This window comes from Mesorhizobium sp. BH1-1-5 (assembly GCF_020165615.1).
Taxonomy (GTDB): domain Bacteria; phylum Pseudomonadota; class Alphaproteobacteria; order Rhizobiales; family Rhizobiaceae; genus Mesorhizobium.
The window spans coordinates 174,974-188,958 of the sequence record NZ_JAIUIM010000005.1; the positions used below are offsets into that span (position 1 = coordinate 174,974).

A 13,985-nucleotide genomic window follows, 5' to 3' on the forward strand; every position below is an offset into this window, starting at 1 on the left:
CTTGGAGCTACCCGTCATTCTAGCGCTGCGTCTGTTCCCAGTGCGGGTGTATCCACACCGGAGCGTCACTGCGCGGCAATGGTGCCTTTTCCCGGATCATGTCGCTTGCCTTCTCGGCGATGGCAATGGTCGCGGCGTTGGTGTTACCGCTGACGATCGTCGGCATGATCGAGGCATCCACCACGCGCAGCCCCTTGAGACCGTGGACGCGCAATCTGTCGTCGACCACGGCTTTCGCATCCGTCCCCATGCCCATCTTGCATGTGCCGGTGGGATGAAAACAGGTCTTCATCGCACCACGCACCCAGGCATCGATCTCGTCGTCCGTCCTGACGGAAGGGCCAGGGAAAAGCTCGCCACCGTCATATGGCGCGAAGGCCTTTTGCGCCATGATCTCGCGCAGCAGGCGAAAACCGTCGCGCATGTCGGCTCGGTCTTGCGGATCGGCCATGTAGTTGAACAGGATGGCTGGATGCTCGCGCGGATCGGCCGAGCGCAGCATGACGCTGCCGTGGCTTTTCGGACGCATCAGGTCGACATGGGCCTGGTAGGCATGGCCTCGCATCGGCTCCACGGTGCCGGGCGCAACGGCCAGCGGCAGGAAGCTCAGCTGCAGGTCGGGATGCTCGACGCCCGCACGAGTGCGGATGAAACCGCCGACTTCATAGTGGTTGCTCGCCGCAGGACCGTCGTGAAACAGGAACCAGCGCATCCCGGCAAGATATTTGCGCGGCGCCTGGACAACAGGCGCGAGGCTGATCGGCTGCTTGCATCTGTGCTGGATGGCGATGTCGGGATGATCGTTCAGATTGGCGCCCACGCCCGGCAGATCATGGCGCGGCGTGATGCCGAGCTTGCCCAGGAAATCGGCCGGACCAATGCCGGAGAGCTGCAGCAGTTGCGGGCTGTTGATGGCGCCGCCGCTGAGGATGACCTCGCGCTCGGCATGTGCTTCCAGCCGTTTGCCCTTGTGGATATAGGCGACGCCGATGGCGCGATTGCCCGTCAGGAGAATCTGTTGAACGAACGCCTGGGTCGCAATGCGGAGGTTTGGCCTGCCCTTGGCGGGATCGAGATAGGCCCGCGCTGTCGAGGAGCGGCGGCCGTTCCGCGTCGTGCGGTCGTAGGGGCCAACGCCTTCCTGCTGATAGCCGTTGCTGTCGGGCGTGAACGGATATCCCGCCTGGACGCCGGCCTGGATGAAGGCCTCCGCCAAAGGACCAAGTTTCGGCGAGGAGACGCCAAGCGGCCCGTCGCCGCCGCGATAGTCGTCCTGGCCCTCGGCATGCCCCTGAGCCCGCCGGAAATAGGGCAGCATGTCCGCATAGCTCCAGCCGCTGTTGCCCGACTGGGCCCAGCCGTCATAGTCACGGGCATGGCCGCGCACATACATCATGCCGTTGATCGAGGAGGAGCCGCCGAGCACGCGACCGCGCGGCTGAATGAGCCGCCTGCCGTCGAGAAAGGGTTCGGGCTCGGAGCTATAGTCCCATTTGTAACGATCAGAAGAAATCAGTAGGCTGTAGCCCCATGGCATGTCGAATAGAAAACTGCGGTCGGCCGGGCCAGCCTCCAGCAACAGTACGCGGCAATCCGGATCTTCGCTGAGCCGGGCAGCCAGCACCGAGCCCGCCGAACCCGCCCCGACGATCACGTAGTCGAAGGCATCCGCCCTGCCCTTATCCGGCATCTGTAAATTCCCCTGTTGTCGGCCGCGTTCCGGCCCTTTTGTTGTCGCCGCGGCAACGGCGTTGACAGCAAATTAATGTGGTCACGGGAGCAGATCACGTCAGAATTTTGTTGTCATTGCCCAAAAGGAACGATGCCTGGCGCATCGCCCTACGTTCCACTGGTTTGGATATCCGCGTCAGCCCGGTTCCGCGATCAGGCGGTACTGGTCCGGCCGACGATAGAGCGCGAAGTTGAAATTCACCTTCCGGCAGACCTCGATCAGGTCGAGATCGGCGCGATGCACGATGACCTCGTCGTCGAGCGACATCGCCAGCGCGGCGATCTCACCGGTCGGCGCGATGATGCTGGAGCCGCCGATCAGCGCCTGGCCGTCTTCCAGACCGGCCTTGGCGGCAGCAGCGACCCAAAGCGTGTTCTGGTAGGCGCCGGCCTGCATCGGCAGATGGTTGTGGAACATCCTCAGATGCGCCAGCGCCGGCGCCTCATCGAGCAAGAGCGGCGTGTTGTAGCCAAGCAGCGCCACCTCGGCGCCGTTGAGACAGAGCATGCGATAGGTTTCCGGCCAGCGGCGGTCGTTGCAGATCGCCATGCCAACGCGAACGCCGCGATAATCGAAGACCGGGAAGCCGAGATTGCCCGGTTCGAAGTAACGCCGTTCAAGATGCGTGGTCGTGCCTTCTTCCGGTTCGCTCGAACCGGGCACGTGCATCTTGCGGTAACGGCCGATGAAGGCGCCGTCCGGCCCGACCAGATCCATCGTGTTGAAATGGCGCGTGCGACCTTCTTCGTGCGCAAGCTCGCAATAGCCGAGCGCGAAGCCGACCTTCAGGCGCGCGGCGGCATCATAGAGCCGCTGCGTCTCCGGCCCCGGCATCGAGGCTTCGAAGAAGGCATCGATCTCGGCTCGGGCGTCGATGCGCCAGCGCGGAAAGAAAGTGGTGAGCGCCATTTCCGGGAACACCGCGATCTCGGCGCCGGCGGCCGCAGCTTTCTCAAGTAGGTGCACCAGCCGCCCGACCGTCTCGGCGCGCGTGGCACTGCGCTGGATCGGCCCGGTCTGGCAAACGGCGATAGTCAGGCATCGAGCCATGGCGTCCAATCCTCGACTGGTTTTCTAAGATGCGCCGGATCGGCAGCGGTCCGCGTCACAAAACGCCCGAACCCAGGTTCGGCCTGCAGCTTGCCATCGGTGACAACCGGCACGCCGCGCACCAGGACGGTGGTTGGCTTGCCGGTGACAACCCTGCCCTCATAGGGCGTGAAATCGACGCGCGAATGCAGCGCCTTGTGCCCGAGCGTCCAGCGCGCCGTCGGATCCCACAGCGCCAGATCGGCGTCGAGCCCGACGGCGATGCTGCCTTTGCGATCGGCGAAGCCGTAGATCGAGGCGGCATTGCGGGCGGTGAGGTCGAGGTAGCGATCGAGCGACAGCCGGCCGGTGAGCAGCCCTTCCGAAAACAGCAGCGGCAGGCGTGTCTCGATGCCGGGAATGCCGCTCAGCGTCGTGGTGAAGCCGGGCGTTTGGGAGCGGCCGATCTTGTCGGCGAAGTAATATGGCGAATGGTCCGACGACCAGAGATCGATGCCGCCATTGATCAGCTCTTGCCACAGATGCTCGTGACTGCGCGGCGAACGCGGCGGCGGCGAAAAGACGAAGCGGGCCGCATCGATTGCCTCCCGATTGAGATCGGCCGCGCCGAGGAAGAGATATTGCGGACAGGTCTCGGCGATGGCGTCGACCCCGCGAACCTTCGCCCGCGCCACCTCTTCGGCCGACTGCCAGGACGAGACATGCACGATGGTCATCCGCGCGCCGGTCATCTCGGCGAAGGCCAGCGCGCGATGCGTCGCCTCGCGCTCCATCGTCTCGCTGTGGGCGACGACATGGTAGCGGATATCCGTGCGGCCGAGATCGATCAGCCGCTGCCGCGTGCGCCGGATCGCGGCATCGTTCTCGGCATGGACCATGACGATCCAGCCCAACCGTCGAGCTGTATCGAGGACCTTGAAGAACAGGTCGTCATCGACGGCAAAACCCTGATAGGTCATGAACAGCTTGACCGAGGCGATGCCGCGCCCGGCAAGCTGGTCGAGCTGGGCGTCGACGTCCGCGCCGGTGCCCATGGTCACCACGGCATGCAGCCCGTAGTCGATCACGGCGCGTCCCGCCGCGCGCTCCAGCGCCCGGTCGATGGCGCCAATCGTCGTCATATCCTGTTCAGGCATGCCGAACGGGACGATGCAGGTGGTGCCGCCGAAAGCCGCTGAGATCGTGCCGGAATAGAAGTCGTCGGCATTGCCGGCGCCACCCCAGACCGGCTGGTCGAGATGGCAATGCGCGTCGATGCCGCCGGGCATCACCCAGCGGCCGCCCGCATCGATCGACTTCTCGCCGGACAGGCTTTTGCCGATGGCGGCGATCCGGCCGTCGTCGATGCCGATGTCGCACTCGGCCCAGCCGTCGTCGAGCGCCACGCGCCCGCCTTTGATCACCAGCTCATGCATTGGGCAGCTCTTCTGTTCAAATTGGCCTCGCCGGCCCGCTCAGCCGACCGCCGCCGTCACCATGATCTCGACGCGATACTGGTCGCCGGCAAGCCGCGCCTCCACCGTGGCGCGCACCGGCATGGCGCTCCGGTCGATCCACGCATCCCAGGCCGTGTTCATCATCTCGAAATCGGCGATGTCGCGGAGCCAGATCTGCGCGCTCAAGATCTTTGACTTGTCGCTGCCGGCCTTGGCGAGAAGCGCATCGATCTTGGCGAGGATCTGCTTGGTCTGGCTGGTAGTGTCGCCGGAAAGGTCATCAGCGGTCAGGCCGGCCACATAGACGGTGCCGTTGTAGCGGAGCACCCGGCAGAAGCGCTGGCCGTTTTCGAGGCGTTCGATCGTCATGACGTTCCCTTTCGCTGGTTTCCAGATCTGGTTTTTGCCTATGGTAAGGAGGGTGCAAAACCGCTGTAAAGCCCGCGCCGCGCCGAGACGCCGCTTTCCTTTGCTGGCATGGCCAAAAAAATTTAAGCCATAGCCGCGTCAATCTTCGTTTGTGGCAGTCACCATAAAGTGTAGCTTCCAGTCGGGCTGCCGTCGGTCAACGGTGCCGCCAGGGAGCCGCCGCAGCCGCATTCATGAGGTCGATCGCTCAATCCGCGATGAGGCTTTGGCAAAATGCAGAGCGCTCCCGTGCCATGCTGCCGATCATGGTCGGCATCTGCCTCGCTTGTATCGGCAGCGCAATGCTGACCACCGCCGTGTCGCTGCATCTCGGCAAGCCCGGCATTTCTCCCCAGGTCGTGCAGATCGTGCTGACCGCCTATCCCGTGGGCTTCCTCGTCGGATGCCTGGTCACGCGCCCAGCAGTCGCCCGATACGGCCATGAGCGAACCTTCGTGGCGATCCTGGTGCTGGCGCTGCTGGCGGCTTCCGGCTTCGCCTTCACCGATTTCCTGCCAAGCTGGATCTGCTTTCGCCTTCTCGGCGGCATGGCGATGGCATCCCTCTTCGTCGTCTGCGAAAGCTGGATCAACCTTTACGCCGAACATCACAATCGCGGCGCGCTGTTTTCCATCTATATGCTGACGACGGCGATCGCCGTGCTGCTCGGTCAGGTTCTGGTCGCCCTGGTCGGCCCGCAATCGCCCCATCTGTTCCCGGTCGCCGCCGCGACGGTGCTGCTGGCGCTGGTCTCCAAATTCGTCGGGGGACGCTGGCCGGCGCTGCCGGCCACCGATCCGGAGCACGCAAGTTCGGCGAGGCCGGTCAAGCGCCTCGGCCCGCTGGCGCTCTTCCGGCTGGCGCCGGTAACGGTGGTCGCGATTTTCCAGGGCGGCATAACCAACATGAACATCTTCGTACTGACGCCGATCTACGGGACGCAGATCGGCCTGTCGGCGGCAACGACCGTCGGGCTGGTCACGACCATCAGCATCGCCGGCATGCTGGCGCAAACCCCGGTCGGCTGGCTGTCCGACCGGTTTGAACGCCGGATCATATTGCTTGTCCAGGGCGTCCTGTCCGTAGCGCTCTGCGCCGCGATCGCCTGGCTCGGCAATTTTTCGGTGCCGCTGCTCTTCGTGCTGTTCTTCCTCTATGGCTGCACGGCCCTCACCGTCTACCCCGTGGCGATGGCGTTCGGCGCTTCGCAACTGCACAGCCGGCACATGGTCGGCGCTTCCGGCACGCTGCTCCTGCTCTATTCGATCGGCAATGTCGCGACGCCCGGTATTTCCGCCGGCCTAATGGAGCATATGGGCGCGCCGGCCATGTTCCTGCTGCTCGGTGGCGGCGCCGTGCTGGTGGCGATGGCTGCCTGCTACAATCTTCTTCGTCGGCCTGTCGGCGCCACGGCCTTGCAGGCGATCGAGGAGCAGGTCTGATGACAGACATGAAGCGTCTCGAGAGCAAAGTCATCCTGATCGCCGGCGCCGCCAGCGGCATTGGCGCTGCAATCGCCCGCCGCTGCATTGCCGAAGGCGCAAGCATCGTCTGCGCGGATTACGATCTCGAGCCCGCGACGAAGCTTGCCGAAGCGCTCGGCCCTTCCGCGGCCGCTTGCCAGTGCGATGTGACGAAGGCTCCCTCCGCCGAAGCGGCCGTCGACTTCGCGGGGCAAAGATTCGGCCGGCTCGACGGGCTGGTGCACAATGCTGCAGCGCCGTCGACCAGCGCCACCGTCGTCGATCTCGACGAAAGCGCGTGGCGGCACGAGATCGATGTCGGCCTGACCGGCGCTTTCCTGATGAGCAAGTTCGCCGTGCCGCTGATCGCTGCCGGCGGCGGCGGTTCGGTCGTCTTCATCGGCTCGCAATTCGCGCGCGTCGCCACCACCAGGGCCGTCGCCTATTGCGCCGCCAAGGCCGGGCTGGTCCACCTCGCCAAGGCAATGGCCGTCGATCACGCCGCCGAGAAAGTCCGCGTTAACAGCCTCTCGCCAGGCGCCGTCGCAACCACACGACTGCTGCGCCGATTCGCCGATTTCGACGCGGCCAATGCCGGCCTCGGGCCTGCCCATCTGCTCGGCCGCATCGCCGACCCCGAAGAAATCGCCGCGGCGGCGGCTTTCCTGCTTTCCGCCGACGCATCCTTCGTCACCGGATCCGATATGCTCGTGGACGGCGGCTATGCGACGCGCTGAGCCCGAAACCCTTTCAAAGGAGCTCCCATGACCCTGCTCGTCACCGGCGGCACCGGCTTTGTCATGAGTGTGGTCGCGCGCGCATGGCTCGACCGCGATCCGCTAGCCCGCGCCGTGATCCTCGACCGCTCCGGCCTCGACGCGGCGGCCGAAAGGCATTTCGCCCCGGTGCGCGACCGGCTGACAGTGATCGCCGCCGATATCCTCGACCAGAAGGCTTGGTCCGACACGCTCGACAAGCAAGGCATCACGGCGATCGTTCATGGCGCGACGATCACGCCGATCTCGCGCGGCAGCGCCTCGGAGGCGAAACGCCAGCCGGAGGCCGAGGACCCGGCCCGCATCGTCGACGTCAATCTCATGGGCACGGTGCGGATGCTGGACTGGGCGCGCACGAGACCGGATCTCAAGCGCTTCGTCTATGTCAGTTCCGGTTCCGTCTACCGCCACAACGGGCCTGACTGGAGCAGCGAGCCGCTGCCGGAAGACGGCTATGTCGCGCCGCTGACGCTCTACGGCATCTCGAAATTCGCCTCCGAGATGGTGACCAACCGCTATGCCGACCTGTTCGGCCTGTCGGCGATCTCGGTGCGGCTTGCTTCGGTCTACGGCCCGATGGACCGCGCGACCGAGAGCCGCAATTTCCGCCATGTTACCAACCGCGTCGCGCATATGGCGCTCGCAGGTGAGACAATCCGGCCGAACAGCCTCGAACCCGCCGGCGATTATATCGCCTCGACCGACGTTGCCGCCGCGATCCTCGCGCTGATCGACGCGCCACACCTCAACTACCGCCACTACAATATCGGCTCCGGTTCCAGCCAGACCATCGGCGAGATCATCGGCTGGGCTAAGGAAAGCGTGCCCGGTTTGAAAGCCGAGGTGACGGCCGGAGAAAACGCCAATATCGTCCAGGATACGGCGCTGAAAGGCGGCATGTGGGGCGCCTACGACATCGCCCGCATCATGCGCGACACAGCATGGCGGCCGCGTCCCGGCAAGGAAACCTTCCACGCCTACATGGACTGGATTGCAGCCAACGAAAGCTGAGCCAAACCAGGCCGAAGGAGGACGACAGATGCCGACCGATCCGCAGCAAGCGCAGCAGCCGCGCGACTTTATCGGCTACGGCCCGCATCCGCCCTTCGTCACCTGGCCGGGCGGTGTCAAGCTCGCCGTCAACCTCGTGCTCAACTACGAGGAAGGGTCGGAATACAACTGGCTGGAAGACGGCCGCAACGACAATTGGGGCGAGTACAATCTTACCGGCAGCATGCCGGTGCGCGACCTCGGCACCGAGACGCATTTCGAATATGGCAGCCGCGCCGGCGTCTGGCGCCTGGCCAGGCTGTTCGACCGCTACGACATCCCGGTCACCTTTTCCGCCTGCGCCGTAGCGCTGCAGCGCAACCCGCCTTTGGTCGAGTGGATGAAGGCGCGACGCCACGACCTGATGGGCCACGGCCTGCGCTGGATCGACTACACGACGATGGAGCGCAGCGAGGAAGAGCGCCATCTGCATGAGGCGATCGCGCTTTACGAAAAGCTGCTCGGCAAGCGGCCGCTGGGCTGGAACTGTCGCTCGCTGCCGAGCGTCAACACCCGCGGCCTTTTGGTGAAGGAGGGCGGCTTCCTTTACCACTCCGACCCCTGCAACGACGACCTGCCCTATTTCCTCGACCACAAGGGCACCGAGATCCTGGTCGTGCCGTACTCCAAGGCGCTCAATGACAGCCGCTATCTGGTGGCGCCAGGCTACAGCAATCCGCGCGATTTCGCCGAGGACTGCCGCTCGGCGATCGACTATATGCTCGACGAGGCGGATGAGACCGGCGGCCGTATGCTGACCATCGGCATCCACGCGCGGTGGATGGGCCAGCCCAACCGCGCCTCGGGCCTCCGCGAAGTGATCGAGCACGTGCAGAACAGCAGCGGCGCTGCCTTCATGCGGCGCGAGGATATCGCGCGTTTCTGGCTCGCCAACCACGCCCGCTTCGAACAGCGCGGCTGAGAGATGTTCGAAACGCTGATCCGCGGTGCAGCGCTGGTGAATGCCGACGGTCTCAGCCGAGGCGATATCGGCATTGCCGGGGGTAAGGTCGCGGCAATTATCGGCTCCGGCGAAGCCGCCGAAGCCGGCACGGTCATCGACGCCTCCGGCTGCTTCGTACTGCCCGGCCTCGTCGATGCGCACGCGCATCTGCGCGACCCTGGCCTGACCCACAAGGAGGATTTCTCCTCCGGCACCCACGCGGCAGCGCTCGGCGGCGTGACGACGGTGCTCGACATGCCGACCGACGAGCCGTGGACGGCCACGCCCGAGCAACTCGCCGACAAGATGGCGACGGCCGAAGGCCGCATCCATGTCGACGTCGGCCTGCAGGCCGTGATCAGCCGCGACCTGTCGCTTGTCCCTCGCCTGCTCGACCTCGCGCCGGTGTCATTCGAGCTGTTCACCGCCGACGTGCCGGACGCTTTCCTCTTTGCTTCGCTCGACGCGGTTGCCGAAGCGCTGAAGGCGTTCGCCGGCGCCGACACGCTGATCGGCATCTCGCCCGGCGACCAGTCGATCCTGACCGGCAGCACCGAGCGCGACCGTTCCGGCACCATCGCTGCATTCCTGGACAGCCGGCCGCCGCTGGCCGAGGCCAACGGCATCGCCCGCGCGCTGGTCGCCGCCGCCTCGACCGAAGCAAAAGTCCACGTCCGGCAGATCAATTCCGAGCTGGGCGTCGAGACCTGGAGCCGGTTGCGCGGCATCGCCGACGCAAGCGTCGAAACCACACCACAGAACCTGTTCTTCACGGCGCAGGATTACGAGGCGCAAGGCGCCAATCTGAAGGCCTCGCCGCCTTTGCGTTCGCCGCACGATGTCGATGCGCTGCGCGCCGCGCTGAGCGCGGGACTGATCGACATCGTCGCCACCGATCATGCCCCGCACGCGCCGGCCGAGAAGGTAGCGACTTATGCTGCTTTCGCCGACATACCGGGCGGCATCCCGGGACTGCAGACGCTGCTTCCCGCCATGCTGAGACTGGTCGACGAAGGGCTGATTGCTCTGCCCGACCTGGTGCGCATGTGCTCCCGCAACCCGGCCGAGCGCTTCGGCCTCGGCCGGCGCAAAGGCCGCATTGCAATCGGATACGATGCCGACTTGCTCATCCTCGACCCGCGCCAGTCAAGCACCATCGCCAATGCCGATCAGGTGTCGCGGGCCGGCTGCACGCCTTTCGACGGCTGGACCGTGAAAGCACGGCTGACCAATGTCTTCCTGCGCGGTCGCGGGATCGTGCGCGACGGGCGGCTGGGCGGCCCGGCGCAGGGAAAGATCGTCGCCCAGGAGAGCTGAACACCATGGCCTTGCTCGTCAACAAGACCGCCATCGTCACCGGAGCGAGCTCCGGCATCGGTCGTGCCATCGCGTTGAAATTCGCCGCCGAAGGCGCCAGCATCGTCGTCGCCGACACGGTCGAACAACCGATCGAGGGCGGCCAGGGCACGGTCGACATGATCCGCGCGGCCGGCGGCGCCGCCATCTACATTAGAACCGACATCTCGGACTGGAACGCCGTCGACGCGCTCGTCGGCGCAACGGTCGCGCAGTTCGGCCGGCTCGACGTGATGGTCAACAATGCCGCGATCTACACAAGCACCAACCTTATCGAGACCACGCCGGAACAGTGGCACCGCGTCATCGGCGTCAACCTGACCGGCTTCTTCTTTTGCAACAAACGCGCCGTCATGCAGATGCTCACCCAGGCGCCGGTCGACGATGTGCGCGGCCGCATCATCAACATCTCCTCGCAGCACGGCATGGTCGCCTGCCCAGGCGACCTGCCCTATTCGGTGAGCAAGGGCGGCATCGTGCAGATGACGCGCCAGATCGCGGTCGACCACGCCGACGACCTCATCGTCTGCAACGCGATCGCGCCGGGCAAGATCATCACCGGCAAGCCGGGCGTCGCCAACGACCCTGACGCGCTCGACTATTCGCGCCGCCGCACGCCCTGGCCGCGGCTCGGCCATCCCAACGACGTGGCGGGCGCGGCGCTGTTTCTCGCCAGCGACATGGCCAGCTACGTCACCGGCATCAACCTGATGGTGGATGGCGGCTGGATGGCTGGCTGACGGCCGACAGGCGGCCACTGCCCGGCATCCGGCGACAGGAACCTTTGCGGAAACCACTCGTTGACCCTGCTGCGAGGGGGCCAACGATATCTGGGATCCGTTGCCTTGGACGCAAAAACCGACAGAAAAGAGCGCGAAGCCGCTCCCGCCGACGAAGCGCGGGCTGAGCCCCGGTCCGATCAGCACCGCCCGGACGAAGAAAAGCCCGTCGAAGGCAAGCGCAGCGACGACAAGCAAGCGCAAGACACACAGGCGAATGACGATCCGTCCGATCGCAGCAAGCCCGGCCTCCTCAGACGTCACCCCTATGTAGCGGCGATCGTTGCCATCCTCATCCTGTTGGTCATCGCGGCCGTGGTGATCTGGTGGACCAACGCACGTCATTATGAATGGACCGACGACGCCTTCATCGACGCGCGCACCGTGACGATCGGCGCGGAAATTGCCGGGCGCATCACCGACGTCGCCGTCACCGACAACCAGCCGGTCGAGGCCGGCGCCGTCCTTCTGCGCATCGACGACAGCGATTATCAGGCCTCACTCAAACAGGCGGAAGCCGGCGTGATGGCGGCGCAGGCCGAGATCGCCAACGTGCAGGCCCAGACCCAGGCGCAGGACGCCAAGATCGATGCCGCCGGCAAGCAGGTGGCGCAGGCGCAGGCAGCGTTCGAATTCGCCAGATCTGAGGACCAGCGCAACCGCGAGCTCCTGGCCAAGGGCACGGCGACGCAACAACAGGCGCAGCAGGCCGCTTCGACCTTGCGCCAGGACCAGGCGGCGCTGGATGCCGCTAACGCCAATGCCGAGGCGGCGAAAAGCCAGATTGCGGTTCTGCAGGCGCAAGGCAAGAGCGCGCAAGCCAAGCTTCGGCAGGCCGAGGCCAGCGAGGACCAGGCCAAGACCACCCTCGCCCGTACAATGATCACGGCGCCCGTCGCCGGCCATGCCACCAACATCACGGCGGCGAAAGGCACCTATGCGCAGCCCGGCCAGGTGTTGATGATGTTCGTGCCCAACGATGTCTGGGTGAAAGCCAATTTCAAGGAGACGCAGCTCGATCTGATGCGGCCCGGCCAGCCCGTCGATATTGCCATCGACGCCTATCCCGAAAAGACCTTCCACGGCCATATCGACAGCATCCAGGCAGGCAGCGGCACGGCGTTCAGCCTGCTGCCTGCCGAAAACGCCACCGGCAATTTCGTCAAGGTGGTGCAGCGCGTGCCGGTCAAGATTGTCTTCGACCAGCCGCCCGGCATCTATCTCGGCCCCGGCATGTCGGTGGTGCCGACGGTCAAGGTCAGATGAGCGATGCCGCAACAGCCCATGGCGACCAAAGCCGATCGGCGGCCGGTCGGCGCAACCCCTGGCTGATCGCGATCGTCGTCTCGATCGCGACCTTCATGCTGGTGCTCGACACCTCGATCGCCAATGTCGCGCTGCGCAACATCGCCGGCAGCCTGGCCGCCGGCATGGACGAGAGCACATGGGTGATCACCACCTATCTCGTCGCCAACTCCGTCATCATCCCGGTCAGCGGCTGGCTCACCAGTGTCATCGGCCGCAAGCGCTATTACATGATCTGCGTGGCGACCTTCACGCTGGCCTCGCTGCTCTGCGGGCTGGCGCCCAACCTGCCGACGCTGATCGCCTTCCGCATCCTGCAGGGGCTCGGCGGCGGTGGCATGGCGCCGAGCGAGCAATCGATCCTCGCCGACACGTTTCCGCCTGAGAAACGTTCGCAGGCCTTTGCCCTCTACGGCATTGCGGTGATCGTCGCGCCGACGGTCGGGCCGACCATCGGCGGTTGGCTGACCGACAATTTCTCATGGCACTGGATCTTCTTCATCAACGTGCCGTTCGGCATCATGTCGCTGGCGCTCGTGCAATGGCTGGTGATCGAGCCCGAGATTCTCGAACGCGAGCGTCGCGAACGGTTGAGCAAGGGGCTGAAGGTCGACTGGATCGGCTTCATCCTGGTGGCGATGGCGCTCGGCTGCCTCGAAGTCTTCCTCGACGAGGGCCAGCGCAACGACTGGTTCGCCTCGGCCTTCATCACCGCTTTCGCCGTGATCTCGGCTGTGTCGTTCCTGCTGCTTGTCCCGTGGGAATGGACGAGGCGCGAACCGATCGTCGACATCCGCCTGCTTTTCAGCCGGCAGTTCGGCATGTCTTTCCTCGTCATGATGGCGGTGGGCGCGGTGCTGTTCAGCAGCACGCAATTGTTGCCGCAACTGCAGCAGACGACCTTCGACTACACCGCCACCCTTTCCGGCCTGTCGATGATGCCGGGCGGCATCGCCATGCTCATGCTGATGCCGGTCTCGGGCTTTGCCGCCGGCGTCGTCCAGCCGCGCTACCTCATCATGATGGGCATGTCGGTGGTCGCGGTCGCGCTCTGGCACATGACCTCGCTGACGCCCGACGCCAGCTTCGGCTTCTTCGCCTATGCGCGCATCTACATGATGATCGGCCTGCCGTTCCTGTTCATCCCGATCTCGACCGCCGCCTATGTCGGCCTGCCGCCGCAAAAGACCGACCAGGCGTCCTCGCTCATCAATGTCGCCCGCAACATCGGCGGCAGCATTGGCGTGTCGCTGTCCAACACGGTCATTGCCCAGAACGCCCAGCTGCACCAGTCGGTGCTGGTCGGCCACACGGCGCAGTCGAGCGAAGCCTATCAGCAGACGCTCCGCCAGGTGACGGACCACTTCGTCGCCGAGGGCTCGCCGCTGACTGAGGCCAGGCAGCAGGCTGTCGGATGGATTGGGCAGGAAATCGGCCGCCAGGCTTCGCTGCTCGCCTATGTCGACGTCTTCTTCTATTGCGCGATAGCGACGGCGCTGCTCGTGCCGTTCGCCTTGCTGCTCAGGCCGCCGAGGCCCGGACCTGCCAAACAACAGGATAGCCCGGCCGTGTGACGGCTCGCAGCGTTTCACCGCGGCGCGATGGCGTGCGAATCCGGCGCCACATCCCGGTAACGACAAAGTGTCCATCCCGCGGGGCGGCTCGGCACGGTGGAGCCTCAGTCAGA

At 65.2% G+C, this 13,985-nt stretch carries 12 protein-coding genes; 8 read left to right on the top strand and 4 right to left on the bottom strand.

Annotated features, from left to right (window positions below):
• Positions 1 to 19 precede the first annotated feature (19 nt).
• The 4 genes from LB572_RS08815 to LB572_RS08830 all read right to left on the bottom strand — a co-directional run bounded on the left by LB572_RS08815 (position 20) and on the right by LB572_RS08830 (position 4,587).
• The gene (locus LB572_RS08815) at positions 20 to 1,690 is read right to left on the bottom strand and encodes a choline dehydrogenase (RefSeq protein ID WP_224667454.1); all 1,671 of its coding nucleotides are present in this window, start codon (positions 1,688 to 1,690) and stop codon (positions 20 to 22) included.
• A 177-nt stretch (positions 1,691 to 1,867) separates the two neighbouring features.
• Positions 1,868 to 2,782: a nitrilase-related carbon-nitrogen hydrolase gene (locus tag LB572_RS08820; RefSeq protein WP_140807431.1), complete on the bottom strand. Its 915-nt coding sequence runs from the start codon at positions 2,780 to 2,782 to the stop codon at positions 1,868 to 1,870.
• Complete coding sequence (gene hydA / locus LB572_RS08825; protein ID WP_224667455.1) at positions 2,767 to 4,197, bottom strand: dihydropyrimidinase; 1,431 nt, start codon at positions 4,195 to 4,197, stop codon at positions 2,767 to 2,769. The genes LB572_RS08820 and hydA overlap by 16 nt, the downstream gene beginning before the upstream one ends.
• A 39-nt stretch (positions 4,198 to 4,236) precedes the next feature.
• On the bottom strand, positions 4,237 to 4,587 hold the full coding sequence (locus LB572_RS08830) for a RidA family protein (RefSeq protein ID WP_181061031.1): 351 nt from the start codon (positions 4,585 to 4,587) through the stop codon (positions 4,237 to 4,239).
• Positions 4,588 to 4,880: 293 nt separating this feature from the next.
• On the opposite strand from LB572_RS08830, the gene LB572_RS08835 reads away from it, so the two are divergent.
• The 8 genes from LB572_RS08835 to LB572_RS08870 all read left to right on the top strand — a co-directional run bounded on the left by LB572_RS08835 (position 4,881) and on the right by LB572_RS08870 (position 13,872).
• A complete protein-coding gene (locus LB572_RS08835; RefSeq protein ID WP_224667456.1) occupies positions 4,881 to 6,068 on the top strand; it encodes an MFS transporter in 1,188 nt (395 codons plus the stop codon).
• A complete protein-coding gene (locus LB572_RS08840) occupies positions 6,068 to 6,826 on the top strand; it encodes an SDR family NAD(P)-dependent oxidoreductase (RefSeq protein WP_224667457.1) in 759 nt (252 codons plus the stop codon). Before LB572_RS08835 ends, LB572_RS08840 begins: the two co-directional genes overlap by 1 nt.
• Positions 6,827 to 6,853: 27 nt before the next feature.
• Entirely contained in the window at positions 6,854 to 7,876 is a 1,023-nt protein-coding gene (locus LB572_RS08845; protein ID WP_224667458.1) for an NAD-dependent epimerase/dehydratase family protein, read from the top strand.
• 28 nt (positions 7,877 to 7,904) lie between these two features.
• Positions 7,905 to 8,837, top strand: coding sequence for a polysaccharide deacetylase family protein (locus tag LB572_RS08850; RefSeq protein ID WP_224667459.1), 933 nt, complete (start codon positions 7,905 to 7,907; stop codon positions 8,835 to 8,837).
• A 3-nt stretch (positions 8,838 to 8,840) separates the two neighbouring features.
• On the top strand, positions 8,841 to 10,175 hold the full coding sequence (locus LB572_RS08855) for a dihydroorotase (RefSeq protein ID WP_224667460.1): 1,335 nt from the start codon (positions 8,841 to 8,843) through the stop codon (positions 10,173 to 10,175).
• A 5-nt stretch (positions 10,176 to 10,180) separates the two neighbouring features.
• Positions 10,181 to 10,954 (top strand): SDR family NAD(P)-dependent oxidoreductase, encoded by a 774-nt coding sequence (locus LB572_RS08860; protein WP_224667461.1) that lies wholly within the window; start codon positions 10,181 to 10,183, stop codon positions 10,952 to 10,954.
• A gap of 105 nt (positions 10,955 to 11,059) precedes the next feature.
• Complete coding sequence (locus LB572_RS08865; RefSeq protein ID WP_140808805.1) at positions 11,060 to 12,259, top strand: HlyD family secretion protein; 1,200 nt, start codon at positions 11,060 to 11,062, stop codon at positions 12,257 to 12,259.
• Positions 12,256 to 13,872 (top strand): DHA2 family efflux MFS transporter permease subunit, encoded by a 1,617-nt coding sequence (locus LB572_RS08870; RefSeq protein ID WP_224667462.1) that lies wholly within the window; start codon positions 12,256 to 12,258, stop codon positions 13,870 to 13,872. The genes LB572_RS08865 and LB572_RS08870 overlap by 4 nt, the downstream gene beginning before the upstream one ends.
• Positions 13,873 to 13,985: the final 113 nt, after the last annotated feature.

Coding starts and splice junctions, on each gene's coding strand:
- LB572_RS08860 (WP_224667461.1), top strand. CDS start 10,181: ATGGCCTTGCTCGTCAACAAGACCGCCATCGTCACCGGAGCGAGCTCC.
- LB572_RS08815 (WP_224667454.1), bottom strand. CDS start 1,690: ATGCCGGATAAGGGCAGGGCGGATGCCTTCGACTACGTGATCGTCGGG.
- LB572_RS08870 (WP_224667462.1), top strand. CDS start 12,256: ATGAGCGATGCCGCAACAGCCCATGGCGACCAAAGCCGATCGGCGGCC.
- LB572_RS08850 (WP_224667459.1), top strand. CDS start 7,905: ATGCCGACCGATCCGCAGCAAGCGCAGCAGCCGCGCGACTTTATCGGC.
- LB572_RS08855 (WP_224667460.1), top strand. CDS start 8,841: ATGTTCGAAACGCTGATCCGCGGTGCAGCGCTGGTGAATGCCGACGGT.
- LB572_RS08845 (WP_224667458.1), top strand. CDS start 6,854: ATGACCCTGCTCGTCACCGGCGGCACCGGCTTTGTCATGAGTGTGGTC.
- hydA (WP_224667455.1), bottom strand. CDS start 4,197: ATGCATGAGCTGGTGATCAAAGGCGGGCGCGTGGCGCTCGACGACGGC.
- LB572_RS08820 (WP_140807431.1), bottom strand. CDS start 2,782: ATGGCTCGATGCCTGACTATCGCCGTTTGCCAGACCGGGCCGATCCAG.
- LB572_RS08830 (WP_181061031.1), bottom strand. CDS start 4,587: ATGACGATCGAACGCCTCGAAAACGGCCAGCGCTTCTGCCGGGTGCTC.
- LB572_RS08835 (WP_224667456.1), top strand. CDS start 4,881: ATGCTGCCGATCATGGTCGGCATCTGCCTCGCTTGTATCGGCAGCGCA.
- LB572_RS08840 (WP_224667457.1), top strand. CDS start 6,068: ATGACAGACATGAAGCGTCTCGAGAGCAAAGTCATCCTGATCGCCGGC.